The sequence below is a fragment of the Neisseria sp. 83E34 genome, assembly GCF_001308015.1.
Classification (GTDB): domain Bacteria; phylum Pseudomonadota; class Gammaproteobacteria; order Burkholderiales; family Neisseriaceae; genus Neisseria.
Map to the genome: position 1 here is coordinate 1 of NZ_LGYH01000001.1, position 25340 is coordinate 25340.

Sequence of the window (25340 nt, forward strand, 5' to 3'; positions counted from 1 at the left end):
GGGTGAGAATGTTGCGATTACTGTAGAACTGATTGCACCGATTGCTATGGAAGAAGGCTTGCGCTTTGCGATTCGTGAAGGTGGCCGTACCGTAGGTGCTGGTGTGGTTTCTTCTATCATTGCTTAAAAGTTAGAGGCCAGTAGCTCAATTGGTAGAGTATCGGTCTCCAAAACCGAGGGTTGGGGGTTCGAGACCCTCCTGGCCTGCCAAATCAAAAAAACTAACCGGCCATCTGAGTCGGTTAGTTTTTATTAATTTTAAGTTAGGTTTAAAATGACAGAGAAAACACCGTCTGAATCACATTCATCTGAAACAGGCATCAACCAATGGGATAAAAAAAGTAACTCGGCAAAAAAGAAAATAGGCGTTGTTGATTATGCGAAATCTATTGTTGCATTTTCTGTATTTGGTTTAGGGTTGTTGGCATATTATACTAATGTCTTAAGTATTCCATTGTATTTAAGATATGTGATTTTAGCTTTGAGTGGGCTAATTGCAGTGGTGTTGATCTTGTCTTGGTGTCAGTATGGTAGGGACTTTCTTCTCTATGTAAAAGATTCATATGCTGAATTTAAGAAAGTTGTTTGGCCTACTAGATCTGAGTCAACTAGAATTACGATTAGAGTGATCATGTTTGCGCTAGTATTGTCGGCATTTATTTATGCTGTAGACAGCCTGATTACTGTAGTGTTTAATGCGGTATTGTTAAAGGGTTAAAGAAATGTCTAAACGTTGGTATGTTGTCCAAGCCTATTCTGGTTTTGAAAAAAACGTCCAAAAAACCCTAAAGGAGCGAATTGCTCGTGAGAATATGGAAAAATATTTTGGTGAGATTCTTGTGCCAGTTGAGGAGGTTGTTGACATTAAGAATGGGCGACGTACTGTAAGTGAGCGGAAATTCTTTCCAGGGTATGTGCTTGTGGAAATGGAAATGACGGATGAATCGTGGCATTTGGTAAAAAGCACTCCTAGAGTAAATGGTTTTATTGGTGGTACTGCAAATCGTCCTCTTCCTATCTCTCAGGAAGAAGTTGAGGCTCTTATGAGCCAAGTAGTTAAAAGTGGTGTTGATCGTAAACCTAAGCCCAAGGTTGAATTTGATGTTGGTCAGCAAGTAAGAGTAAATGAAGGGCCTTTCGCTGACTTTAATGGTGTTGTTGAAGATGTTGATTACGAGCGTAATAAGCTAAGAGTTTTAGTTCAGATCTTCGGTAGAGAGACGCCAGTTGAGTTAGAGTTTAGTCAGGTTGAAAAAATCTAAGTCTTGTTTAATTTATTTTGTTTAAATGTAAATATGAAGCTGCTTATGAAATATTAAGCGGCTTTTTATTTTTGGATAATGAAAGTTTATTTCATAGATTGCAATTGGAAGAAATAGATGTTATACTTCGAAGCTTGATTTTTGGGGAGTGGAATTGTTTCTACGTTGTACCCGTTATTAGGAGTTTCATTGTGGCAAAAAAAATTATTGGTTATATCAAACTGCAAATCCCTGCAGGTAAGGCTAATCCTTCTCCGCCAGTTGGCCCCGCATTGGGTCAACGTGGTTTGAATATTATGGAATTTTGTAAAGCATTTAATGCTGCAACTCAAGGGATGGAGCCGGGGCTTCCTATTCCTGTTGTGATTACAGCGTTTGCTGATAAATCTTTTACTTTTGTTATGAAAACGCCTCCGGCTGCAATTTTGTTGAAAAAGGCTGCTGGTCTGCAAAAGGGTAGTTCGAATCCTTTAACTAATAAGGTAGGTAAAATAACTCGTGCGCAATTGGAAGAAATTGCGAAAACAAAAGAGCCTGATTTGACTGCTGCTGATTTGGACGCTGCTGTTCGCACCATTGCTGGTTCTGCACGTTCTATGGGTCTTGATGTGGAGGGTGTGTAATGGCTAAGGTATCTAAACGTTTGAAGACATTGAGAGAGTCGGTTGATGCTAGTAAATTGTATTCAATTGATGAAGCTATTTCTTTAGTAAAGAAAGCTGCAACAGCTAAATTTGATGAGTCAGTTGATGCCTCTTTTAATTTGGGTGTTGATCCGCGTAAATCTGATCAGGTGATTCGTGGTTCTGTAGTGTTGCCAAAAGGAACAGGTAAAGTTACTAGAGTAGCCGTGTTTACTCAGGGAGCTAATGCTGAGGCTGCTAAGACAGCCGGCGCTGACGTGGTTGGCTTCGAAGATTTAGCAGAAGAAGTCAAAAAAGGCAATTTGGATTTTGATGTTGTTATTGCATCTCCTGATGCTATGCGTATAGTAGGACAGTTAGGGACTATTCTAGGCCCTCGTGGTCTAATGCCAAACCCTAAAGTGGGAACGGTAACTCCAAATGTTGCAGAAGCTGTTAAGAATGCAAAAGCGGGGCAAATTCAATATCGTACAGATAAAGCCGGTATTGTACATGCAACCATTGGTCGAGCCTCTTTCTCCGAAGCTGATTTAAAAGAAAACTTTGATGCTTTGTTGGATGCTTTGATTAAAGCCAAACCTGCAGCAGCAAAAGGCCAATATTTGAAAAAAGTGGCTGTTAGTAGCACTATGGGTTTAGGCGTTCGTGTTGATACGGCAAGTGTGAATAACTAAATTATATGATTTTAAGCAACTTCTGGATTACTCAGGAGTATTTGGAAGTTGCTTAAGAGTGGGCTACTTAATCAATAATTTTAAGTAGGTGTCCAAGACCGTAGGGATCGAGAGATTTAATATAAAACCCTACGCAGACGGTAGTCCTGAAGTTTTTAAGCAAAATTGCTTGTGAAATGTCTTTTCAGGTTGCCGCGCTGGTGAAATATCTTTTTTTTAAAATATTTCGATTATGAAACAGTGGGAGGTAGGCCTTGAGTCTCAATATTGAAACCAAGAAAGCAGCCGTAGAAGAAATTAGTAAAAATATTGCTAATGCTCAAACTATGGTTATCGCTGAATATCGTGGTATCAGTGTTGCTAGCATGACCGAATTGCGCTCCAATGCACGAAAAGAAGGCGTATATTTACGTGTTCTTAAGAATACATTGGTTCGTCGCGCAGTAGAAGGTACTTCATTTGCTGCTTTGGCAGATCAAATGGTTGGTCCTTTAGTTTATGCTGCATCAGAAGATGCCGTTGCTGCTGCAAAAGTATTGCATCAGTTTGCGAAAAAAGACGACAAAATTATTATTAAGGCAGGTTCTTATAATGGCGAATTAATGGATGCAAGTCAGGTTAGCGACTTAGCATCTATCCCAAGTCGTGAAGAATTGTTGTCTAAGTTGTTGTTTGTTATGCAAGCACCTGTTTCAAGCTTTGCACGTGGACTTGCTGCTTTGGCAGAGAAGAAAGAAAGCGAAGCTGCTTAATAAACAGTTTTGTTATATTTAAAAATTAATTTATTTTAAATTTAAAATATTTAGGAGTTGGATAGCATGGCTATTACTAAAGAAGACATTTTAGAAGCGGTTGGTAATTTGACTGTTATGGAATTGAACGATTTGGTTAAAGCGTTCGAAGAAAAATTTGGTGTATCAGCAGCTGCAGTTGCAGTTGCGGCTGGTCCTGCTGCTGGTGGTGCTGCTGCTGAAGCTAAAACTGAATTTGATGTTGTTTTGGCTTCTGCTGGTGATCAAAAAGTGGGTGTGATTAAAGTTGTGCGCGCTATTACTGGATTAGGCTTGAAAGAAGCAAAAGATATGGTTGATGGTGCTCCAAAAACCCTTAAAGAAGGCGTTTCTCAAGCAGAAGCTGACGATATTAAGAAGCAGTTGGAAGAAGCAGGCGCTAAAGTCGAAATTAAGTAAGCTTTTATCTAAAAGATTGGGCTGGCAGTTTACTGCCAGCCTTATTTCGCTTTATGTGAAAATGTTATTTGAAATTTACATAAATTTGCTGATTGGGGTAATCATTTTGTAAATTTATATAAATTTAGTAATATAAATTGGGCCTTTAAAATTTAATGTTCCAATAAATTCATTTTTATTCTCTTTCCATATTTTGGAGTATCTACATGAGCTATTCGTTTACTGAAAAAAAGCGTATTCGCAAGAGTTTTGCGAAACGCGCGAATGTCTTGAATGTACCATTTTTGTTGGCAACGCAATTGGATTCTTATTCTAAGTTTTTACAGCAAGAAAAACCTTTTGATAAACGTAGTGACAATGGCCTACAAGCTGCATTTAATTCTATTTTTCCAATTATTAGTCATAATGGTTATGCGCGCCTTGAATTTGTGCACTACATTTTAGGTGAGCCTCTATTTGATATTGCTGAATGTCAATTGCGAGGTATTACTTATGCAGCTCCTTTGCGTGCCCGTATCAGATTAGTAATTTTGGATAAGGAATCTTCTAAGCCTACAATAAAAGAAGTGCGTGAAAATGAAGTATATATGGGTGAAATCCCACTAATGACGCCTAGTGGCTCCTTTGTAATCAATGGAACTGAGCGGGTTATCGTATCTCAGCTTCATCGGTCTCCCGGCGTATTTTTTGAGCACGACCGAGGTAAAACACATTCTTCCGGCAAGTTATTGTTTTCTGCCCGTGTGATTCCTTATCGAGGGTCATGGTTGGATTTTGAATTCGATCCAAAAGATTTGTTGTATTTTCGTATTGACCGTCGACGGAAAATGCCAGTAACCATCCTTCTGAAAGCTTTAGGTTACAACAATGAGCAGATCTTAGACACTTTTTATGACAAAGAAACTTTTTATTTGTCTAAAAATGGTATTGAAACAGACTTGGTACCTACCCGTTTAAAGGGTGAAACAGCCAAGTTGGATATCGTTGATGCGAATGGTAATGTATTAGTTAATGCTGGCAAGCGTATTACTGCCAAAAATATCCGTGATATTGAAAAGTCAGGCCTTAAGCGCTTAGCTGTTGAGCCAGATTCATTGTTAGGTAAGATTTTGGCCAAAGATGTTATCGTGCCCGACACAGGGGAAGTATTAGCGGTTGCTAATCATGAGATTACAGAGGAATTGTTAGCACAATTAGATATTCACGGCGTTACTAATTTAGAAACACTTTATATCAACGAGCTTGATCAAGGTGGTTATATTTCAGCAACATTGAGTACCGATGAAACAGCTGATCAGCAAGCTGCGCGCGTAGCGATTTATCGTATGATGCGCCCTGGTGAGCCGCCCACGGAAGAAGCGGTTGAGTTGTTGTTTAACCGTTTATTCTTTAATGAAGATAGCTATGATTTGTCACGTGTTGGTCGCATGAAATTTAATACACGGACATATGAACAAAAATTGACTGATGTTCAAAAAGCGTCTTGGTATGGTCGTTTAATTAATGAAACTTTTGCGGATGCTGCTGATAAGGGTGGCTATGTATTAAGCGTAGAGGATATCGTCGTTTCGATTGCAACATTGGTTGAGTTACGTAATGGCCATGGTGAAGTGGACGATATTGACCATTTGGGTAACCGTCGTGTTCGTTCGGTTGGTGAGTTAACTGAAAATCAATTTAGAAGTGGTTTGTCGCGAGTAGAGCGTGCAGTAAAAGAGCGCTTGAATCAGGCAGAGTCAGAAAATCTGATGCCTACCGATTTAATCAATGCCAAACCTGTTTCTGCGGCTATTAAAGAGTTTTTCGGTTCCAGTCAGTTGAGTCAGTTTATGGATCAGACCAATCCCCTGTCTGAAATTACCCATAAACGCCGTGTATCAGCTTTAGGCCCGGGCGGTTTGACTCGTGAGCGCGCAGGTTTTGAGGTGCGTGACGTACACCCGACCCATTACGGTCGCGTATGCCCGATTGAAACTCCAGAAGGTCCGAACATTGGTTTGATTAACTCGCTATCTGTATATGCCAGAACTAATGAGTACGGTTTCTTGGAGACACCTTATCGCCGTGTAATCGATGGAAAAGTAACCAACGAAATTGATTATTTGTCCGCCATTGAGGAGGGCAGATATGTGATTGCGCAGGCAAATGCCGAGCTGGACGAAGAAGGCAATTTGACCGGTGATTTGATTACCTGTCGCGAAAAAGGCGAAACCATTATGGCAACTGCCGATCGTGTTCAATATATGGACGTTGCAACCGGTCAAGTCGTTTCTGTGGCAGCTTCATTGATTCCTTTCTTGGAGCATGATGATGCGAACCGTGCTTTGATGGGAGCGAACATGCAACGTCAGGCTGTTCCGTGTTTACGTCCTGAAAAACCGATGGTGGGCACAGGTATTGAGCGTTCTGTTGCTGTTGATTCTGCCACTGCCATTGTTGCCCGTCGTGGTGGCGTGGTGGAATATGTGGATGCTAACCGTATTGTTGTGCGTGTGCATGATGACGAGGCTACAGCTGGTGAGGTAGGTGTTGATATTTACAATTTAGTGAAATTCACTCGTTCTAACCAATCTACCAATATTAACCAGCGTCCTGTTGTGAAAGCAGGTGATGTGCTGCAGCGTGGTGACGTGGTGGCTGACGGTGCTTCTACTGATTTAGGAGAATTGGCGTTAGGTCAAAATATGACCATCGCTTTCATGCCTTGGAACGGTTACAACTATGAAGACTCAATTTTGATTTCAGAAAAGGTAGCCGCGGATGATCGTTATACTTCTATTCACATCGAAGAGTTGAACGTAGTTGCCCGGGATACCAAATTGGGTGCAGAAGAAATTACCTGTGACATCCCGAATCTTTCTGAGCGCATGCAAAATCGTTTGGATGAGAGCGGCATTGTGTATATAGGTGCTGAAGTCGAAGCAGGTGACGTGTTAGTAGGTAAAGTAACGCCTAAAGGAGAAACCCAACTAACGCCAGAGGAAAAACTGCTACGTGCGATCTTCGGTGAGAAAGCCAGTGACGTAAAAGACACTTCCTTGCGTATGCCTACCGGCATGAGTGGAACTGTCATCGATGTTCAAGTGTTTACGCGAGAAGGTATCCAGCGCGACAAGCGAGCGCAATCGATTATTGATGCCGAGCTGAAGCGTTACCGCCAAGATTTGGGTGACCAATTGCGTATTTTTGACAATGATGCGTTTGACCGTATCGAACGTATGCTGGTTGGCCAAAAAGCAAATGGCGGTCCGATGAAGCTTACCAAAGGAAGCGAGATTACTGCAGAGTATTTGGCAAGTTTGCCCAGCAAGCATGACTGGTTCGATATTCGTCCGGTTGACGAAGATTTGGCTAAGCAACTTGAGCTGATCAAACTCAGCTTGAAACAAAAACGCGAAGAGTCTGAAGTTCTTTATGAAATTAAAAAGAAAAAAATGACTCAAGGCGATGAGTTGCAACCTGGTGTGCAAAAAATGGTGAAAGTATTTATCGCCATTAAACGCCGTTTGCAAGCCGGTGACAAAATGGCCGGTCGTCACGGTAATAAAGGTGTGGTATCACGTATTTTGCCGGTAGAAGATATGCCTTATATGGCAGATGGTCGTCCTGTTGATATTGTATTAAACCCTCTGGGTGTGCCTTCTCGTATGAATATCGGCCAGATTCTGGAAGTACATTTGGGCTGGGCGGCAAAAGGTATCGGTGAGCGCATCGACCGCATGCTGGCGGAACAGCGTAAAGTCGGCGAAATCCGTGAGTTCCTTAACCGTTTATACAACGGCAGCGGCAAGCAAGAAAATCTGGAGGAGTTGAGCGATGAAGAAATTCTGGCATTAGCTGAGAATTTGAAAGAAGGCGTAACTTTTGCTTCTCCAGTATTCGATGGTGCTAAAGAAGCAGAAATCTACGAGATGCTAGATTTAGCTTATCCGAGCGATGATCCGGAAGTTCAAAAAATGGGCTTCAACGATAGCAAAACACAAATCACATTGTATGATGGCCGTTCAGGCGAACCGTTTGACCGTAAGGTTACCGTCGGTGTGATGCATTACCTTAAGCTGCACCATTTGGTAGATGAGAAAATGCACGCACGTTCGACTGGACCATATTCACTGGTTACTCAGCAACCGCTTGGTGGTAAAGCGCAATTCGGTGGCCAGCGTTTCGGTGAGATGGAGGTTTGGGCACTGGAAGCTTACGGTGCGGCTTATACCTTACAAGAAATGCTTACTGTTAAATCGGATGATGTTACCGGTCGTACGAAGATGTATGAAAACATTGTTAAAGGCGAACACAAAATTGATGCAGGTATGCCGGAATCTTTCAATGTGTTGGTAAAAGAGATTCGCTCGCTGGGCTTGGATATCGATTTGGAGCGCTTCTAGGTTTAAGAAGCAATCATGCCTGTCTGAAAATATCTTTCAGACAGGCATAACTAGACAATCCGATTAAGATCAAGCTATTTATACAAAATAGCCCAGCCTGACAATGATGCCTGTCTGAAACGACCGGATAGGCAAAGCAAGATACTTCCTTTAAGGAGCAAAAATGAAAGCTTTATTAGACTTGTTCAATCCCCTGCAATCAGGAGGCATGGAAGAAGAGTTTGACGCGATTAAAATCGGCATTGCGTCTCCGGAAACCATCCGTTCATGGTCTTACGGTGAAGTGAAGAAGCCGGAAACCATCAACTACCGTACTTTCAAGCCTGAGCGTGACGGCTTGTTCTGCGCTAAGATTTTCGGTCCGGTTAAAGATTATGAATGTTTGTGTGGTAAATACAAACGTTTGAAATTTAAAGGTGTAACCTGTGAAAAATGTGGCGTGGAAGTAACTTTGTCCAAAGTACGTCGTGAGCGCATGGGCCACATTGAATTGGCCGCACCAATTGCACATATTTGGTTTTTGAAATCATTACCTTCCCGCTTGGGTATGGTATTGGATATGACTTTACGCGATATTGAGCGCGTATTGTATTTTGAAGCTTTTGTCGTTACCGATCCCGGCATGACCCCGTTGCAACGCCGCCAATTGCTGACTGAAGAAGATTATTACAGCAAATTGGAAGAATATGGCGATGATTTTGATGCAAAAATGGGTGCCGAAGGTATTCGTGATTTGTTGCGTAATCTAGATATTGCATCAGAAATTGAATTATTGCGCCAAGAGTTGGAATCAACTGGTTCAGACACGAAAATCAAGAAAATTGCCAAACGTTTGAAAGTATTAGAGGCTTTTCAGCGTTCAGGCATGAAGCTTGAGTGGATGATTATGGATGTACTGCCAGTTCTGCCACCAGATTTGCGTCCGTTGGTTCCGCTTGACGGTGGTCGTTTTGCGACTTCTGATTTGAATGATTTGTATCGCCGTGTTATCAACCGTAATAACCGTTTGAAACGTCTGTTGGAACTGCACGCGCCGGATATTATCGTGCGTAACGAAAAGCGTATGCTGCAAGAAGCGGTAGATTCATTGCTGGATAACGGCCGCCGCGGTAAAGCGATGACAGGTGCCAACAAACGTCCGCTGAAATCGCTGGCCGATATGATTAAAGGTAAAGGCGGTCGTTTCCGTCAAAACCTGTTGGGCAAACGTGTTGACTATTCAGGCCGTTCTGTAATTACTGTAGGCCCATACCTGCGCCTGCATCAATGCGGTTTACCGAAGAAAATGGCCTTGGAGCTATTCAAGCCCTTCATCTTCCACAAATTGGAATTGCAAGGTTTGGCTTCAACCGTTAAGGCTGCGAAAAAATTGGTAGAGCAGGAAGTGCCGGAAGTTTGGGATATCTTGGAGGAAGTGATTCGAGAGCATCCGATTATGCTTAACCGTGCACCGACTTTGCACCGTTTGGGTATCCAAGCATTTGAGCCGATTCTAATTGAAGGTAAAGCCATTCAGTTGCACCCGCTTGTTTGTGCGGCATTCAATGCCGACTTCGACGGTGACCAAATGGCTGTTCACGTTCCATTGAGCTTGGAAGCACAAATGGAAGCACGTACCTTGATGTTGGCTTCTAATAACGTATTGTCGCCTGCCAACGGCGAGCCGATTATCGTTCCTTCACAAGATATTGTATTGGGCTTGTATTACATGACCCGAGACAAAATCAATGGTAGAGGTGAAGGCAGCCTATTTGCCGATGTGAAAGAAGTGCACCGTGCTTACCACACGAAACAAGTAGAGCTCGGCACAAAAATTACTGTGCGCGTACGTGAGTGGGTGAAAAATGACGAAGGTGAATTCGAGCCGGTAGTTAACCGTTACGAAACTACTGTCGGCCGTGCGTTGTTAAGTGAAATTTTACCTAAAGGCCTGCCGTTTGAATATGTAAATAAGGCATTGAAGAAGAAAGAAATTTCTAAGTTGATTAATGCATCATTCCGTTTGTGCGGTTTGCGTGATACGGTAATTTTTGCCGACCATTTGATGTACACCGGTTTTGCATTGGCAGCTAAAGGAGGTATTTCGATTTGCGTGGACGATATGGAAGTACCGGAGCAAAAAGCAACCTTACTGGCCGAAGCGCAAAGCGAAGTGAAGGAAATTGAAAATCAATACCGCCAAGGTTTGGTAACGAATGGCGAGCGTTATAACAAAGTAGTAGATATCTGGGGTCGCACCGGCGATAAAATTGCTAAAGCGATGATGGATAATCTTTCTAGTCAGAAAGTAACCGACCGAGAAGGCAATGAAGTTGATCAAGAGTCGTTTAACTCTATTTATATGATGGCTGACTCAGGTGCACGTGGTTCGGCAGCCCAGATTAAACAGCTTTCCGGTATGCGTGGTTTGATGGCCAAACCTGATGGGTCGATTATCGAAACCCCGATTACCGCAAACTTCCGTGAAGGTTTGACTGTATTGCAATACTTTATTTCCACTCACGGTGCACGTAAAGGTTTGGCGGATACGGCATTGAAAACTGCAAACTCAGGTTATCTGACCCGCCGTTTGGTGGACGTAACCCAAGATTTGGTAGTTATTGAAGATGATTGCGGTACTTCCGACGGATTTGTAATGAAAGCCGTGGTTCAAGGCGGTGATGTGATTGAACCGCTGCGTGACCGTATCTTAGGTCGCGTAACTGCTGCTGATGTGGTTGACCCTTCCAGCGGTGAAACCTTGGTTGAAGTGGGTACTCTGTTAAGCGAGCAGCTGGTCGATTTGATCGATAACTCAGGTGTGGACGAAGTAAAAGTACGTACACCGATTACCTGTAAGACCCGCTACGGTTTATGTGCTAAATGTTATGGTCGAGACTTGGCGCGCGGCAAACTGGTGAATGCCGGTGAAGCAGTGGGCGTAATTGCTGCGCAATCCATCGGAGAACCGGGTACTCAGTTGACAATGCGTACCTTCCACATTGGTGGTGCGGCATCTCGAGCTGCAGCGGCCAGCCAAGTTGAGGCTAAATCTAACGGTACGGCCCGTTTTAACAGTCAAATGCGTTATGTAATGAACAACAAAGGCGAGTTGATTGTGATTGGCCGCTCTTCCGAAGTGGTGATTCATGACGAAATCGGCCGTGAGCGTGAGCGTCATAAAGTACCTTATGGTGCCACTTTGTTGGTCAATGATGGTTCAGGCGTAAAAGCAGGCCAAACTTTGGCTACTTGGGATCCGCATACCCGACCGATGATTACTGAGCATGAAGGCCGTGTGAAGTTTGAAAATATCGAAGAAGGTGTAACTGTTACCAAACAAACCGACGAAGTGACCGGCTTGTCTACTTTAGTGGTTATTGATGGTAAACGTCGTGCTTCCAGTGCTTCCAAATTATTGCGTCCAACGGTGAAACTGTTGGATGAGAATGGTGAGGAAGTGAAAATCCCAGGTACGGAAACGTCTGTATCTATGGCATTCCCAGTGGGTGCGATTATTACCGTGCGTGAAGATCAGGAAGTGGGTAAAGGTGACGTGTTGGCGCGTATCCCGCAGGCTTCTTCGAAAACCCGTGATATTACCGGTGGTCTGCCGCGAGTAGCTGAGTTGTTTGAAGCGCGTGTACCAAAAGATGCCGGTATGCTGGCCGAAGTAACAGGTACTGTGTCGTTCGGTAAAGAAACCAAAGGCAAGCAGCGTCTGATTATCACTGATTTAGACGGTGTAGCATATGAAACGCTGATTTCTAAAGAGAAACAGATTTTGGTGCATGACGGCCAGGTGGTGAACCGGGGTGAAACCATTGTAGACGGTGCTGTAGACCCGCATGATATTTTGCGTTTGCAGGGAGTTGAGGCGCTGGCGCGTTATATTGTGCAAGAGGTACAGGAAGTTTACCGTCTGCAAGGTGTGAAGATTTCAGACAAGCATATTGAAGTTATTATCCGTCAAATGCTGCGTCGCGTGAACATTGCCGATGCAGGTGAAACCGGCTTTATTCCTGGCGAGCAGGTAGAACGCGCCGATGTAATGCAAGCAAATGAAAAAGCAATTGCGGAAGGCAAGGAGCCTGCGCGCTTTGATAACATTCTGCTGGGCATTACCAAAGCGTCATTGTCGACCGATAGCTTTATCTCTGCCGCATCGTTCCAAGAAACTACACGCGTGTTGACTGAGGCAGCCATCATGGGTAAACATGACGAATTGCGTGGTCTGAAAGAAAACGTTATTGTAGGCCGCCTGATTCCTGCCGGTACCGGTTTGACCTACCATCGTACACGCCGTAATGAATGGGCTGAAGCTAATGAGGTTGAACAGACAGGTGAAGAAATACCAGAATAAATTCTGATATTTCTAAGCTTGGTTAAAGAACCGTCGACTGATTATAGTTGGCGGTTTTGTTTTTCAGACAGGCCTTGTATGAGGTTCTTGCACAAGATTCGAAAAAGTCATAAGGTTATATGTAACCGTAAAGATTAAATTCCGCGCCAAGTTGGTTTATCTGACTTGAATAGTGCGTCTATTATCTTGTATTAATTTATTATGAGTTTCACCGTATAAAATAGTAATAAATCCGTACTATTCACGCTATATGGTTACAAAAACAAAAAAGCAATAATGATATAAAGGAAAAATAATGAGTAAACGTGAAACCGCTCGTGCTGTGGCCGAGACCATGCTGGCAGGCTTTAACCGCCACTACACACTTTATCGTGAAGCGTCTGCGCGGGCGAAAGGCTTATTTGAAGCCGCTGATTGGAAAGGAATACAGGAATTGGTTGCTTTGCGCATCCAAATGTATGATAACCGTGTTGCTGAAGCAGTGGATGTGCTGCGTGGGCAATACAATGCGGGTAATTTGCCGGATGAAGTTTGGGCGGCAGCAAAAAAAGAATATATAGCCTTATTGATTGATCACAAACAACCTGAATTGGCAGAAACATTTTTCAATTCAGTATCAACTAAACTGCTTGCCAAAGAATATTTCAACAATCAATTTATTTTTGTAAAGCCCGCAACCAGTACAGAGTTCATTGATTCGGAAGAACCGATTTTTCAATCTTTTTATCCCGATATACAAGGTTTGCGAGGCTGCCTGCGTAAAATCCTGCATCATTTTAACTGGAAGGTGCCATTTGAGAACATGAAGCAAGATATTAGCGGTATCTTGCATGCAGCAAAGAATTATTTAAAAGAAGAGTGGCCGCCAAAAGAATTAAATCTACATATTCAAGTATTGAACTCTGCATTTTACCGTAATAAGTCTGCTTATATCTTTGGGATGATTATTAATGGTAGCAGTAAGCATCCGTTTGCATTGGCTGTGGTGCATAATGGGCAGGAACAACTGCAGATTGATGCGGCTTTGTTTGACCCTCAGCAGATTTCTGTACTTTTCTCGTTTGCGCGTGCCTATTTTTTGGTGGATATGCCAGTACCCAGTGGGTATGTGGGTTTCTTGCGTGAAATGCTGCCTATGCGTTCAAATGGGGATTTTTACACATTGGTTGGTTTACATAAGCAAGGTAAAAACATTTTCTGGCGCGAATTTACCCGCCATTTGAGCAATTCGCAAGATAAATTTATTCTCGCTCCCGGCATTAAAGGCTTGGTAATGAGCGTATTTACGTTACCTTCTTTTCCATATGTATTCAAAGTGATCAAAGACACGTTCGGACCCAATAAGGATTTTGATCGGGAATACGTGCGTCAAAAATACCTTTTAGTGAAAAAACATGATAGGGTAGGGCGAATGGCTGACACATTGGAGTTTTCCGATGTGGCGCTGCCGAAAAACCGCTGTGATGAAGCATTTTTAGAAGAGATGCGTACACTCGCCCCCAGCCAGATAGAAGAAACCGATGATTTGGTAGTGATTAAGCATGTTTATATCGAATATCGCTTGAAGCCGCTCAACCTTTTTATGCAAAAAGCTTCACCTGAAGAAAAAGCAGCAGCTGTTATTGACTATGGTTTTGCTTTAAAAGAGTTGGCTAGTGCCAATATTTTTCCGGGTGATATGTTGTATAAAAACTTTGGTATGACTCGTTTCGGACGCGTGATTTTCTATGATTATGATGAAATCGAATATATGACGGACTGTAATTTCCGTAAAATTCCTCCTGCACCGAACCCTGAATATGAAATGTCGGGGGAAGTATGGTATCCGGTAAATAAAGGTGATGTGTTTCCTGAAGAATTTGCACCGTTTTTACTTGGCGAGCCAGACGTACGGCAGGTGTTTTTACAACATCATAAAGACTTGCTTACCCCCGAATTTTGGCAAGGTAAGAAAGACCGTTTGATGAAAGGAGAATTGGATGATTTTTATCCGTATCCACAGTCATTGCGTTTCCGACCAGGAAAAACAGAAGTAGGTTTGGTGGATCGTACAGACGTTTGATGTTTTTAATGTTATATAGAAAATGCCTGTCTGAACGTTTTCAGACAGGCATTGTTTCTAAGCTATCAATATAGATTGATATAAAAGCGGCTTAGCAGCAAATTTGAGATTGTATTTGGATTTGCTCTTGGATAGAGTTTGACAAACCGGTATCAGCGCAAGAGTAGCAGTTAACTGCATCAGCGATTTGTTTGGCATTCCAAGTTACATTGCTATCGGTAAACACGAACTCTTCGATTTGGAATTGGCTGCCTTTAAACCAGTTGTTGATGGTTACGCTGTCTTCAGAAGTTTTGCCGCCATCTTCCGCTTGGCTGGCAATATTGATCAACAGGTCGTTACCAACACGCTCAAAGCACAGATCTGAAGCGGTAATGTCACCGTTGAATTGAAGGATATCTTTGTGCTCAGGATTGGTGTCACAGTCATAAATCACATCGTTATCGAAGCCGCGTGCAAATACATATGTGTCACAACCTTCACCACCATTTAGGATATCGCAGCCTGCGCCGCCGTTTAGGAAGTCGTTACCTTTGCCGCCCACGAGAATGTCATTACCTGCATGACCGTAAAGGTTGTCGTTACCTTCCAATGATTTCAGGAAGTTGTGACCATCATTACCGTGTAATACGTTGTTCAACTTGTTACCGATGGCAGACAGGTTGTTATCAGTCAGCAAGCTGATATTTTCAACATTGCTGGGTGCCGCAATATTTACACTGCTCAGAATAGTGTCATTGCCTTCATTTGCTTTTTCGATAACAACATCGCATTGGTTATCAACATAATAAGTATCGTCACCTTTGCCGCCGATCATGATGTCGTGACCAGACTCTCCATCAAGAATATCATTGCCTTTTTTGGCGATAATGATGTCATTGCCTTTGCCGGTAGAAATATCATCATCTTTGTCGGTGCCGTAAACGATGTCGTTTTTGTCTGAGGGAACTTTGCTTTGTGGCTCGAAATACCAGCCTTTTTTGGTGTCCCAGCACCAAGAACCTTTGATTTGTTTGCCGTAACCGCAATCCCAGCCTTTGCCGTAACTCCAGCCTTTGCCATAGCCAAAATCTTTACCACCCCAGCATTTTATATTACAAGAATCCTTGCTGTATCCCCAGCTTTTGCCGAAGTCTTTACCCCAACCTTTACCATAGTAGGAATCTTTTTCATAACTACAGCCTTTGCTAAAGAAATCTTTGCTGTAACCCCAGCTTTTACCCCAGCCGCCTTTGTGGCCATAGCTATGGCTTGTGTGCCATTTTTGACCGCCTTTAGGCAGGCAATATCCGTAAAAACCTTTAAAGCCGTATGACATTGTATTAACCTCCGAAATTGATATTTTAAAATTGCCTTAAAAATAATGATAAAAATCATTAGAAATCGTGTGTAAAGGCAATGTTTATATTAACTAATGCGGAGAGAATAAATATGTTTTTACGAAACGTGGCCTATTAATAGAACAAACGGTATATTGATAATGATTTGTCATGGTTTTTATACAACAGTTTAAAATATATTAGTTTTAAAACTAAAAATATTCATTTTGGCTAATTTGACTTGTAACAATATGGATATGATATTATTATAATTATTATGAATATTTATTGATATATAGTAACGTTTGTTTTTTTTATTGGTGAGGATGTCAATATACGTCGAGAAATGAAAATGTTAAAAAAAGAATTAATATTTTTATACGATTAGATAGAATTTTTAAAATAATAACAAAACAGGGTATTGTAATTGAATGAACACGTCAGCGCAAACAAACGCTCAAGCAGCTTAGTTATAGGCTATGATTATTCGAACTTCGAACTTCTTTTAACACGGCTTCAGCAGCAAGCTTGGCCGTATCTTTTCGCAATAATTCGTGTAAATGATAAAAATCAGCTCTAAGGGATGCAATACGTTCTGGAGATTCGTACCAATCAGAGGCCGCTAATGCAATAAACTCAGGTTTGGCCATTTCTTGCATGAGTTCGGGCACGGCTTCTTTGTTGAGTAAAATGTTGGGTAAACCGACATGAGGCACTTTAATTTGAGGGCGCACATAGGCATATGTAAGCGGGGAGATTTTATAACTGATAACCATCGGTCGTTTGCACAACGCTACTTCCAAAGTTGCCGTACCGCTGGTAACGATAACTACATCTGCTGCAATCGCGGCCAGAGTAGCATTACCTTCAGTCATTAATACATCAAGTTGGCTGAAATCAGGTTTCGCCAACAGGAGCTTTAGGCGGCGGCGAGTGGCTTCTGTGGCAGCAGGTAATACAAAGCGGGCTAATGGGTAATGTTGTTGCAGAAGGCGGGCTGCTTCTAAAAAAACGGGTGCCATATAATCGATTTCACTGACACGGCTGCCCGGTAATAATGCGAATACGGGAATTTCTCTGGGTATGCCTAATGAGTCGCGAGCAGAGTTTTTGTCTGTCTCCATTGGCATGGTTTCGGCCAGAGGATGACCGACAAATTCAGCCTGCCCTCCGGCTTCGGTATAAAGCTGGGGCTCCATTGGAAACAGGCAGAGCACTTTATTGGTTTGCTTAACGATTTTGTTGACCCGTTTACGCCGCCATGCCCAAACTGAAGGGCTGACATAATGAATTGTGGGAATGCCTGCTTGCTTGAGTTTGGCTTCTACGCCTAAGTTAAAATCCGGAGCGTCAATGCCTACAAAAACATCGGGTTTTAATGCCAGCATTTGTTTTATTAAACCTTTGCGGATTTTTAAAATTTCAGGCAGGCGTTTGACTACTTCGGCGAACCCTCGAACGGCTAGTTTTTCTTGCTCATAAAGACTGTTAAAGCCCAGGGCTATCATTTTAGGGCCGCCTATGCCGATAAAGCGTGCATTGGGATAACGTTGCTGAATAGCTTCGATTAAATGTGCGCCAAGTAGATCGCCGGAAGCTTCTCCGGCGCACATAGCAATAGTAAGAGAAGTAGATGTCATGAAGTAGGGCTGTATTTTAAAATGCGGCAACGCAGATCAATGGATGATATCTTGATTTTATTATTTATCGTTTTAGGGATTTGGCAGGAACACCGATAGCCGTAGTTTCGTCAGGTAAGTTACCAAGTACTACAGCTCCCGCGCCGACGATACAATGATTGCCGATTGTGCTGCCTTCCCGTGTGCAACTTCCGATTCCCATCCAGCTAAAATTGCCAACCCGAGTGTTACCGGCTAAACGCGCTCCGGGGCTGATATGGACAAAGTCTCCTAAAATGCTGTCGTGATCCACAGAGGCGGCCGTGTTGATGATGGCACCTTTACCGATTTTTGCATCGGCATTAACCACCGCTTGGGCAAAAAATACGCTGCCTTCGCTGATTTCGGCAAATTTGCTGATTACGGCACTGGGATGGCATAAACAGGGCAGGGTGAATCCTAGTTTTTTCACAAGATTGAACATTCTGCCGCGGACGATATTGTCGCCAATGGCAACAACAGCATCATATTCATCGGGATGGATACTTTTTCCTAACAGACTGCTGTCGCCCAATAACGGAATACCCATAAATTCGGTTTCATTATCGTTGAAGTCGTCGATAAACACGATTTCCGACCACTTCTGCATTAATAGGGCGGTATCCATCACCACTTTAGCGTGTCCGCCGGCGCCGAGAATAACCAGTTTTTTTTGGGAGGAGGAGGCTGAGGTATCCGTCATGGGTGCAATCCTTAAGTTGTCATTATTAGTTTGTTAGGAATGGTTGTTGATATGTTTAAACGGTGTGACGGACAGAAAGTCATCCGGTTATTTAGATGCTAATGGGAAATTATGCTATATGGGATTTTAGCTTATCTATACTGTTTATGAACAACCAATAGTCATTACATTAATATGATTATCTTATTTTATAAAGACATTTTCCTGAATGGATAGTTTATTTTTTTTAGAAAAATTATGTATGTTTTAGTTTGTGGCCTGTCTGAAACAATCAGTTTGTTTTCAGACAGGCATTAATCATGATGCTAGGTCAGCGCACAATTCCCCGGGTTGATTGCTCAAAGAATGGCTTGAATACATGCAGTTCAGGCTCGGTATCGCTTAACTCCATCACTTGCTGTTTGGCTTCTTCGAAACTTAAACCTTGGCGGTAAATCAGTTTGTAGATATTTTTGACATTGGCGATCTGTTCTGGCGTGAATCCACGGCGTCGCATGCCTTCGGTATTGAGACCTGCCGGTTCGGCACGATAGCCTGCTGCCATCACGTAGGGCGGTACGTCTTTGTGCACGCCTGCGGCAAACGCTGTCATGGCATGGTTGCCGATAATGCAAAATTGGAATACGAGTGTGTAGCCTCCGAGAATAACCCAATCGCCAATGGTAACGTGGCCTGCCAGTGATGCATTATTGGCAAAAATAGTATGGTTACCGATAACACAGTCGTGGGCAATGTGAACGTAAGCCATCAACCAGTTGTCATCACCTATTCGGGTCTCACCTATACCGGTAACGGTGCCGGTATTGAAAGTTGTGAATTCACGGATGGTGTTGCCTTTGCCGATAATCAGCCGTGTAGGTTCATCTTGATATTTTTTATCTTGGGGTTGTGCGCCAAGCGAGGCAAATTGGAAAATCCTATTATTTTCGCCGATAGTAGTATGCCCTTCGATAACCGTATGCGGGCCGATTTCAGTTCCGGCGCCAATTTGTACATTAGGGCCGATGATGGTATAAGGCCCAACTTTGACGCTGCTGTCCAGCTCTGCTTTGGGATCGATAATGGCAGTAGGGTGAATCAAACTCATGGCTGCTTTCTTTATTGGAGGAAATGCCTGTCTGAAAATTCAGACAGGCATAGTTGATCGGCTATTCAACAATACGTTGGGCGCACATGATTTGTGCTTCTACTGCAAGTTGGCCGTCTATTTTGGCAACGGCATTGAATTTACCGATACCGCGTTTATGCGCCAAAAGTTCGACTTCAAAAACAAGCTGGTCTCCGGGGATAACCTGGCGTTTGAAGCGTACATTATCCAAGCCTGCGAAAAGGGTAATTTCACCTTCTTTGCGTTGGGTGCTGCCTTGGGAAAGTACCGCTAACACACCGCAAGCTTGTGCCATGGCTTCAATAATCAATACGCCGGGCATAACGGGCGATTCGGGAAAGTGGCCTTGGAAAAACGATTCATTGAAAGAAACGTTTTTAATGGCTGTGAGTGATTTCCCGGGTTCCGCTGCAATCACGCGATCCAATAATAAAAAAGGAAAGCGGTGCGGTAATAAGTTTTGAATTTCACGAACTTCAATCGGTAATTTGATTTCCATTTTTTTATTGTCCTAAAGTATGGGCGGTCTGTTGAAAGGCGGCCGGTTTCATGCTTTGTTTGTGTGCTGCAGGGCAGCAAGATCTTGCTCAAGTTGTTTGATTTTTTTTGACATTTCGCTTAAATGCCGTATATGTACTGCGTTGCGTGCCCATTCCTTATGGGTTTGCATCGGATAGCAGGTGGCATAATGCCCCGGCTCTTTAATCGAATGTGTTACAGCCGTGCCGCCACCGATAGTGGTTTTATCGGCAATTTCAATATGGCCGACAAACATGGCGGCGCCGCCGATAATGCAATACGAACCGATTTTTGTGCTGCCCGAAATGCCTGCACAAGCTGCGATAACCGTATGTTCGCCAATTTGGCAGTTATGACCGATTTGCACCTGATTGTCGATTTTCGTACCGCGTCCTACCACCGTATCCGTCATGGCACCCCGGTCTATCATGCTGTTGGCGCCGATTTCGACATCATCGTGCAGGGTAACGCCGCCGGTTTGGGGAATTTTAAACCAAGAATCGCCGGCAAAAGCCAAACCGAAGCCGTCGGCACCAATGACGCTGCCGCCATGGATTTCGACTCGGTTGCCTAAAGTACAACCGTGGTAAATCACAGCATTGGGATGGATGACTACTTCATTTCCGAGTTTACAATCATGTTCAATAACCGCGCCAGCCAAAATCCGACAGCCTTCTCCTAAAACAGTATTCGCGCCGACATACGTGTGCGCGCCAATTTCGCAACTGGCAGGTACGGTGGCCGAAGGTTCAATGACGGCAGTAGGATGTATGCCGCTATTGGCTTCGACGACAGGAGAGAACAGTCTGGCAACTTTGGCAAAGTATAAGTAAGGGTCGGAAACCACTATCAGGTTGCGGTTGGTGAACTCATCGGCCACTTTGGCGTTGACAATAATCGCACCTGCTGAACTTTCGCCAACGGTTGCTTTGTATTTTGGATTGGCAAGAAACCCTATGTGGTTGGAGCCGGCACTGTCAAGCGGGCGTACACCTGTAACGGGTATATCTTGGCCACGCCATTCTCCGCCAAGTTCTGCAACAATTTGCGATAGTGTATAGGATGTCATGTTTAAGCCTGAATATTTAAAGCCGATTAACCGAAAGCAGCTTTTCATTGAACCCGGATAGATTCAATGAAAAGCTTGAAATAAAGTATGCCTGTCTGAAAGCTACTGATTCAGTAGTTTGATAACTTGGTCTGTAATATCGAATTTTCCGGTTACATAAACGGCATCCTGAATAATCAGGTCATAGCCTTCCCTTTTTGCCAAATTAACAATGACACGATTGGCATTTTGCTGCAATGCTGCAAATTTTTCATTACGGCTCAAGTTGTAATCTTCAGTTAGCTTGGCTTGCTCCAAGCGGAATTCTTGAATCATATCAGTCAGTTTTTTTACTGCTGCTTCGCGCTCTGCTTCCGGTATCTGGCCTGAAGATAAACGCTTTTCTAATGCTTCACCTTCTTGTTGCATTTTTTGTAACTTGCTTTGGCGCGCGGCAAACTCGCTTTGAAGCGAGGTTTGGATACGCTGAGCCTGTTTGGATTCACGGTACACTCGCTCCGTATCAATAAAGCCAAGCTTTTGAATGCCATCAGCCAAAGCACTACCCGCCATACAGCAGCCTAATACTAAAGACGCTGTAATACGGGAAACGGAATGAATTCTACTCATTAATCAACCTTTATATAAATTTTGCGTTATATTTAGAATGTTGTACCCAATTGGAATTGGAAACGCTGGATCTCATCGGTGGATTTTTTCTTAATCGGATACGCATAACTAAACTTCATCGGACCTAACGGAGAAAGCCAAGTAACGGCCGCTCCGGCAGAATAGCGGAGCTCTTCCTTGAAAGTAGATTTATGCGTTTTACCCAAGCCGTAAACATTTTGCGTTGTATTATTGGTATGGTATTTATCGCTGCTGTCGTCATTATAAGTTTTACCATCCCATACGCTGCCTGCGTCGGCGAACAGGCTTAAACGAACGGTACGGCTGTCTTTGACACCGGGGAACGGAAAGAGGAGTTCAGCCGAGCCGGCTACCATTTTGTCACCACCATAGCTGACTTTATCACCTTCACGGTCATAAACTTTCGGGCCGAGCGTACCGCTTTCATAGCCGCGTACAGAGCCTAAACCGCCGCCATAGAAGTTTTCAAAGAAAGGCAATTCTTTAGTTTTGCCGTAACCATCGGCATAGCCGATATTGCCGCCCAACATTAAAGTAAGGTTTTTATTTAAAGGGAAAAACCATTTTTGATTGTGGGTCAGGCTATAATATTGAAGATCGCCGCCGGGTAAGCCCGCTTCAAGATTTACATCTGTCATGTAACCACGGGTTGGCCATAAGGCATTGTCGGTTTTATTGCGGCCCCAGCCCAAAGTGCTTTTCAGAGTCCAGCCGCTGAATGAGCCTTCACCAGTGGTTTCATTATCAAGCTTGCCATATTCTTTTACAAAATCACGGTAACGTTTCGGCGCATTCTGATAAGTGTTCACTTTAAAATGCTCTGGTGCCAAGCCCAAGTTGATTCGGTCATACTCAGTAACCGGAATGCCTGTGCGGACACCTGCGCCGAATGTAGTAGTCTTATATTGCTGGCGGGTTGAAGTGTCAGATTTTCTCGGGTCATAAATTTTGCCGTATAAATCGTAACCTAAGCTGATGCCGTCAGGAGTAAAATAGGGATCGGTAAACGATAGGGAAGCATTCTTAGTGGTTTTGCTGCGTGATAAGCGGGCAGAAAGGGATTTACCTGTGCCAAACAGATTGTCTTGTGCTACACCAAAAGAAAGCACCAATCCGGTATCTTGCACCCAGCCTGCACTTAAATCCAATGAACCGGTTGAGCGCTCTTCTACACTCATATCAATGTCGACTTGGTCGGGCGTGCCTTCCACCGGCTTTGCGTCAAATTTCACATTGTCGAAATAACCTAATAATTCCACACGTTCTTTAGAACGTTGCAATTTGGAAGAATCATAAGGAGCAGATTCAAGTTGACGTAATTCGCGGCGGATTACCTCATCACGGGTTTTATTATTGCCGGTAATATGAATTTCGTTTACATAAACTTTGCGGCCCGGATCAACCAATAAAACAAAGTCAACTTTGCCGGTTTCAGGATTAGGGCGCGGCTGCACATTTACTTCGCTATATGCGTAGCCCGCACTACCCATAGCATTTTGGATATCTTGCAAACTTTGAACCATGAGTTCGCGTTCATACCATTTGCCTTCTTTCATTTTCAGCAATTTGTATAAATCTTCTTTCGCGACTTCATTGGTGTCGCCTTCAATAGTTACATTACCCCAACGGTAACGTTCGCCTTCATGCAGTTTGACCGTAATGGTTTGCTTGGCTTTATCTTCTTCTACGGTTTGCACTTCGGCATCTAAAATGCGGAAATCAAAATAGCCGTTGTTTTGATAGAAGTCGCTCAGGCGCTCCATGTCTTGATTGAATTTTTCTTGGTTAAATTGGTTACTTTTTGTCAACCAACTCCACATGCTGCCTTCGCTGAGTGACATTTGTCTCAACAAGCGGCGGTCTGAATATTTCTGATTGCCTTCGAAGCGAATGTCGGCAATCTTGGTAGTTTTGCCTTCTTCGATTTTAAGATCGATTGATACACGGTTACGTGCGAGCTTGTTAACGGTCGGAGTAATATTGACCATTTGCTTGCCACGATTGATATATTCTTCTTTTAAGCCGGCAACAGCTTGGTTGAGTTTTGCCTGGCTGAAAGGTTGGGATTGACCCAGCCCAAAAGACGCCAAGTTTTTCTTAAGAGAATCAGCGGGTAGGGATTTTGCGCCGGTAATGGTTAATTCGCTGATGGTCGGACGTTCAACTACAGTAAGCAGGACTTGGTCGCCCATCGTTTCAACGCGAACGTCATCGAAGAAGCCGGTTGCATACAGTTCTTTAATAATCTCTTCGCCGCGTGCATCAGTAAACGTATCGCCCACTTTTACAGGCAGATAAGAAAACACAGTTACCGGTTCGGTACTTTGCAAGCCTTCGATGCGGATATCTCTAATGGTGAAATCAGCCAAGGCCAATGGAGCAAGGCCCATCAATACTAAAGCAGCGGTAATCTTTTTCAGTTTCATAAACTCTATCCAAACAGACGGGTAATATCGTTAAAGAAAGCCAAAAGCATCAGCATCAGCATGGCAGCGATGCCGAAGCGTATGCCTATCATTTGTACGCGTTCACTTAAAGGTTTGCCACGCAGCCATTCAAGGGTATAAAACACCAAATGGCCGCCGTCAAGAACGGGAACCGGCATTAAATTCAATACACCCAGGCTAACACTTACCAGGGCTAAAAATTCTAAATAAGCCTGCGCGCTGATGGCTGCTGTTTTTCCAGCTACATCAGCTATGGTCAAAGGGCCGGAAATATGGTTAATAGAAGCTTGGCCTGTCAGCAGCTTGCCGAAAAATTTTACGGTTAACGTTGAAAATTCTACGGTTTTATCCCAGCCCATTTTAAAAGCTTGGCCGACTGAAGGCGTATATTCTCGGCTGATTTTTTTCTCCCAAGCTTTATCAATACCCGAAGAAACGCCAATTAGGCCTACCAGACGGTTACGGTCGCGCGTTGTTTGCGACTCAGGGCGTATTGCTATTTGTATATTTTGCCCGTTACGCTCAACACCAAGCATCAATTTTTGCCCCGGGCTGTTGCGTATGATTGAGCTCCAGTCTTGCCATGAGGGTGTCATTTTACCGTCAACTGAAATAATGCGGTCACCTTTTTTTAAGCCCGCTTTATCAGCAGCGCTGTTTGCTTTGACTTCCTCTATTAAATCGGAACGTTTAAACGCATCTAAACCGATATAGCCGTTGCGTTTGGCCGCAAGAGAGGCTTCCGGGGTACCGGCAATGTTAATCTGACGTAACGCGGGTTGGTTTTGGTTGTCGACTACCTGTACATCAACTTTCCCGGCATCAAGATTCAGCGTGATTTTTGTACGGGCATCTGGCCAATCTGTAACGGTTTCACCATTAACGCTTAAAACCAAATCACCTTCACGAAAGCCAGATTTGTCAGCAATGCTGTTCTTTTCTACAGTACCGATAAAAGGTTTGACTTCGGTTACACCGAAAGAAAAACTGAGACCGAAAAGCAAAACGGCCAGCAATAAGTTGGTAATCGGCCCTGCGGCAACAATGGCAATACGTTTGGCGGGATGTTGCTTATCAAAAGCATAGGGCAAATCTTTTTCTGCAACATCGCCTTCTCGGGTGTCGACCATTTTAACATAGCCGCCCAATGGAATCGGGGCGAGACACCATTCGGTATCGCCAATCCGTTTGGTATAAAACGGTTTGCCGAAGCCCACGCTGAAGCGCAATACTTTTACACCACATCGGCGAGCAACAAAATAATGGCCGAATTCGTGAAGGCTCACTAATAACAGGATTGCCACCAAAAAGGCAATAATTGTCAGCAA

At 43.5% G+C, this 25340-nt stretch carries 18 protein-coding genes, 1 tRNA gene and 1 pseudogene; 11 read left to right on the forward strand and 9 right to left on the reverse strand.

Features of this window, described 5'->3' with window-relative positions; genetic code table 11:
* The 11 genes and pseudogenes from AKG09_RS11785 to aceK all read left to right on the forward strand — a co-directional run.
* Positions 1-127, forward strand: a pseudogene (locus AKG09_RS11785) (elongation factor Tu); the annotation flags it as partial.
* Between the two features lie 7 nt (positions 128-134).
* Positions 135-210: transfer RNA gene (locus tag AKG09_RS00005), tRNA-Trp, on the forward strand.
* Between the two features lie 64 nt (positions 211-274).
* A complete protein-coding gene (secE, locus tag AKG09_RS11555; protein ID WP_082391708.1) occupies positions 275-718 on the forward strand; it encodes a preprotein translocase subunit SecE in 444 nt (147 codons plus the stop codon).
* 4 nt (positions 719-722) lie between these two features.
* Complete coding sequence (gene nusG, locus AKG09_RS00015; RefSeq protein WP_054617473.1) at positions 723-1262, forward strand: transcription termination/antitermination protein NusG; 540 nt, start codon at positions 723-725, stop codon at positions 1260-1262.
* A gap of 191 nt (positions 1263-1453) precedes the next feature.
* Positions 1454-1885 carry a 50S ribosomal protein L11 gene (rplK, locus tag AKG09_RS00020; RefSeq protein ID WP_054617474.1) on the forward strand — a complete coding sequence of 144 codons (432 nt, stop codon included), beginning with the start codon at positions 1454-1456 and terminating at the stop codon, positions 1883-1885.
* Complete coding sequence (gene rplA, locus AKG09_RS00025; RefSeq protein WP_054617475.1) at positions 1885-2580, forward strand: 50S ribosomal protein L1; 696 nt, start codon at positions 1885-1887, stop codon at positions 2578-2580. Before rplK ends, rplA begins: the two co-directional genes overlap by 1 nt.
* Before the next feature lie 254 nt (positions 2581-2834).
* The gene (rplJ, locus tag AKG09_RS00030; RefSeq protein WP_054617476.1) at positions 2835-3332 is read left to right on the forward strand and encodes a 50S ribosomal protein L10; all 498 of its coding nucleotides are present in this window, start codon (positions 2835-2837) and stop codon (positions 3330-3332) included.
* Between the two features lie 66 nt (positions 3333-3398).
* On the forward strand, positions 3399-3770 hold the full coding sequence (gene rplL, locus AKG09_RS00035; protein ID WP_009117518.1) for a 50S ribosomal protein L7/L12: 372 nt from the start codon (positions 3399-3401) through the stop codon (positions 3768-3770).
* A gap of 206 nt (positions 3771-3976) precedes the next feature.
* The gene (gene rpoB / locus AKG09_RS00040; RefSeq protein ID WP_054617477.1) at positions 3977-8155 is read left to right on the forward strand and encodes a DNA-directed RNA polymerase subunit beta; all 4179 of its coding nucleotides are present in this window, start codon (positions 3977-3979) and stop codon (positions 8153-8155) included.
* Between the two features lie 163 nt (positions 8156-8318).
* On the forward strand, positions 8319-12497 hold the full coding sequence (gene rpoC, locus AKG09_RS00045) for a DNA-directed RNA polymerase subunit beta' (protein WP_054617478.1): 4179 nt from the start codon (positions 8319-8321) through the stop codon (positions 12495-12497).
* 295 nt (positions 12498-12792) lie between these two features.
* Entirely contained in the window at positions 12793-14559 is a 1767-nt protein-coding gene (gene aceK, locus AKG09_RS00050; RefSeq protein ID WP_054617479.1) for a bifunctional isocitrate dehydrogenase kinase/phosphatase, read from the forward strand.
* 91 nt (positions 14560-14650) lie between these two features.
* On the opposite strand, the gene AKG09_RS00055 is transcribed toward aceK, so the two are convergent.
* From AKG09_RS00055 to rseP, 9 genes are all read right to left on the reverse strand, one after another.
* Complete coding sequence (locus tag AKG09_RS00055) at positions 14651-15877, reverse strand: calcium-binding protein (protein ID WP_054617480.1); 1227 nt, start codon at positions 15875-15877, stop codon at positions 14651-14653.
* A gap of 471 nt (positions 15878-16348) precedes the next feature.
* Positions 16349-17518 carry a lipid-A-disaccharide synthase gene (gene lpxB / locus AKG09_RS00060; RefSeq protein ID WP_054617481.1) on the reverse strand — a complete coding sequence of 390 codons (1170 nt, stop codon included), beginning with the start codon at positions 17516-17518 and terminating at the stop codon, positions 16349-16351.
* Between the two features lie 64 nt (positions 17519-17582).
* Positions 17583-18239, reverse strand: coding sequence for an acetyltransferase (locus AKG09_RS00065; RefSeq protein ID WP_054617482.1), 657 nt, complete (start codon positions 18237-18239; stop codon positions 17583-17585).
* Positions 18240-18549: 310 nt separating this feature from the next.
* Positions 18550-19326: an acyl-ACP--UDP-N-acetylglucosamine O-acyltransferase gene (gene lpxA / locus AKG09_RS00070; protein WP_054617483.1), complete on the reverse strand. Its 777-nt coding sequence runs from the start codon at positions 19324-19326 to the stop codon at positions 18550-18552.
* A gap of 61 nt (positions 19327-19387) precedes the next feature.
* Entirely contained in the window at positions 19388-19846 is a 459-nt protein-coding gene (fabZ, locus tag AKG09_RS00075; protein WP_054617484.1) for a 3-hydroxyacyl-ACP dehydratase FabZ, read from the reverse strand.
* Between the two features lie 48 nt (positions 19847-19894).
* Positions 19895-20935, reverse strand: coding sequence for a UDP-3-O-(3-hydroxymyristoyl)glucosamine N-acyltransferase (gene lpxD, locus AKG09_RS00080; protein ID WP_054617485.1), 1041 nt, complete (start codon positions 20933-20935; stop codon positions 19895-19897).
* Between the two features lie 102 nt (positions 20936-21037).
* Positions 21038-21535 (reverse strand): OmpH family outer membrane protein, encoded by a 498-nt coding sequence (locus AKG09_RS00085; protein WP_369814075.1) that lies wholly within the window; start codon positions 21533-21535, stop codon positions 21038-21040.
* 41 nt (positions 21536-21576) lie between these two features.
* Entirely contained in the window at positions 21577-23991 is a 2415-nt protein-coding gene (gene bamA, locus AKG09_RS00090) for an outer membrane protein assembly factor BamA (protein ID WP_054617487.1), read from the reverse strand.
* A 5-nt stretch (positions 23992-23996) separates the two neighbouring features.
* Complete coding sequence (gene rseP, locus AKG09_RS00095; RefSeq protein WP_054617488.1) at positions 23997-25340, reverse strand: RIP metalloprotease RseP; 1344 nt, start codon at positions 25338-25340, stop codon at positions 23997-23999.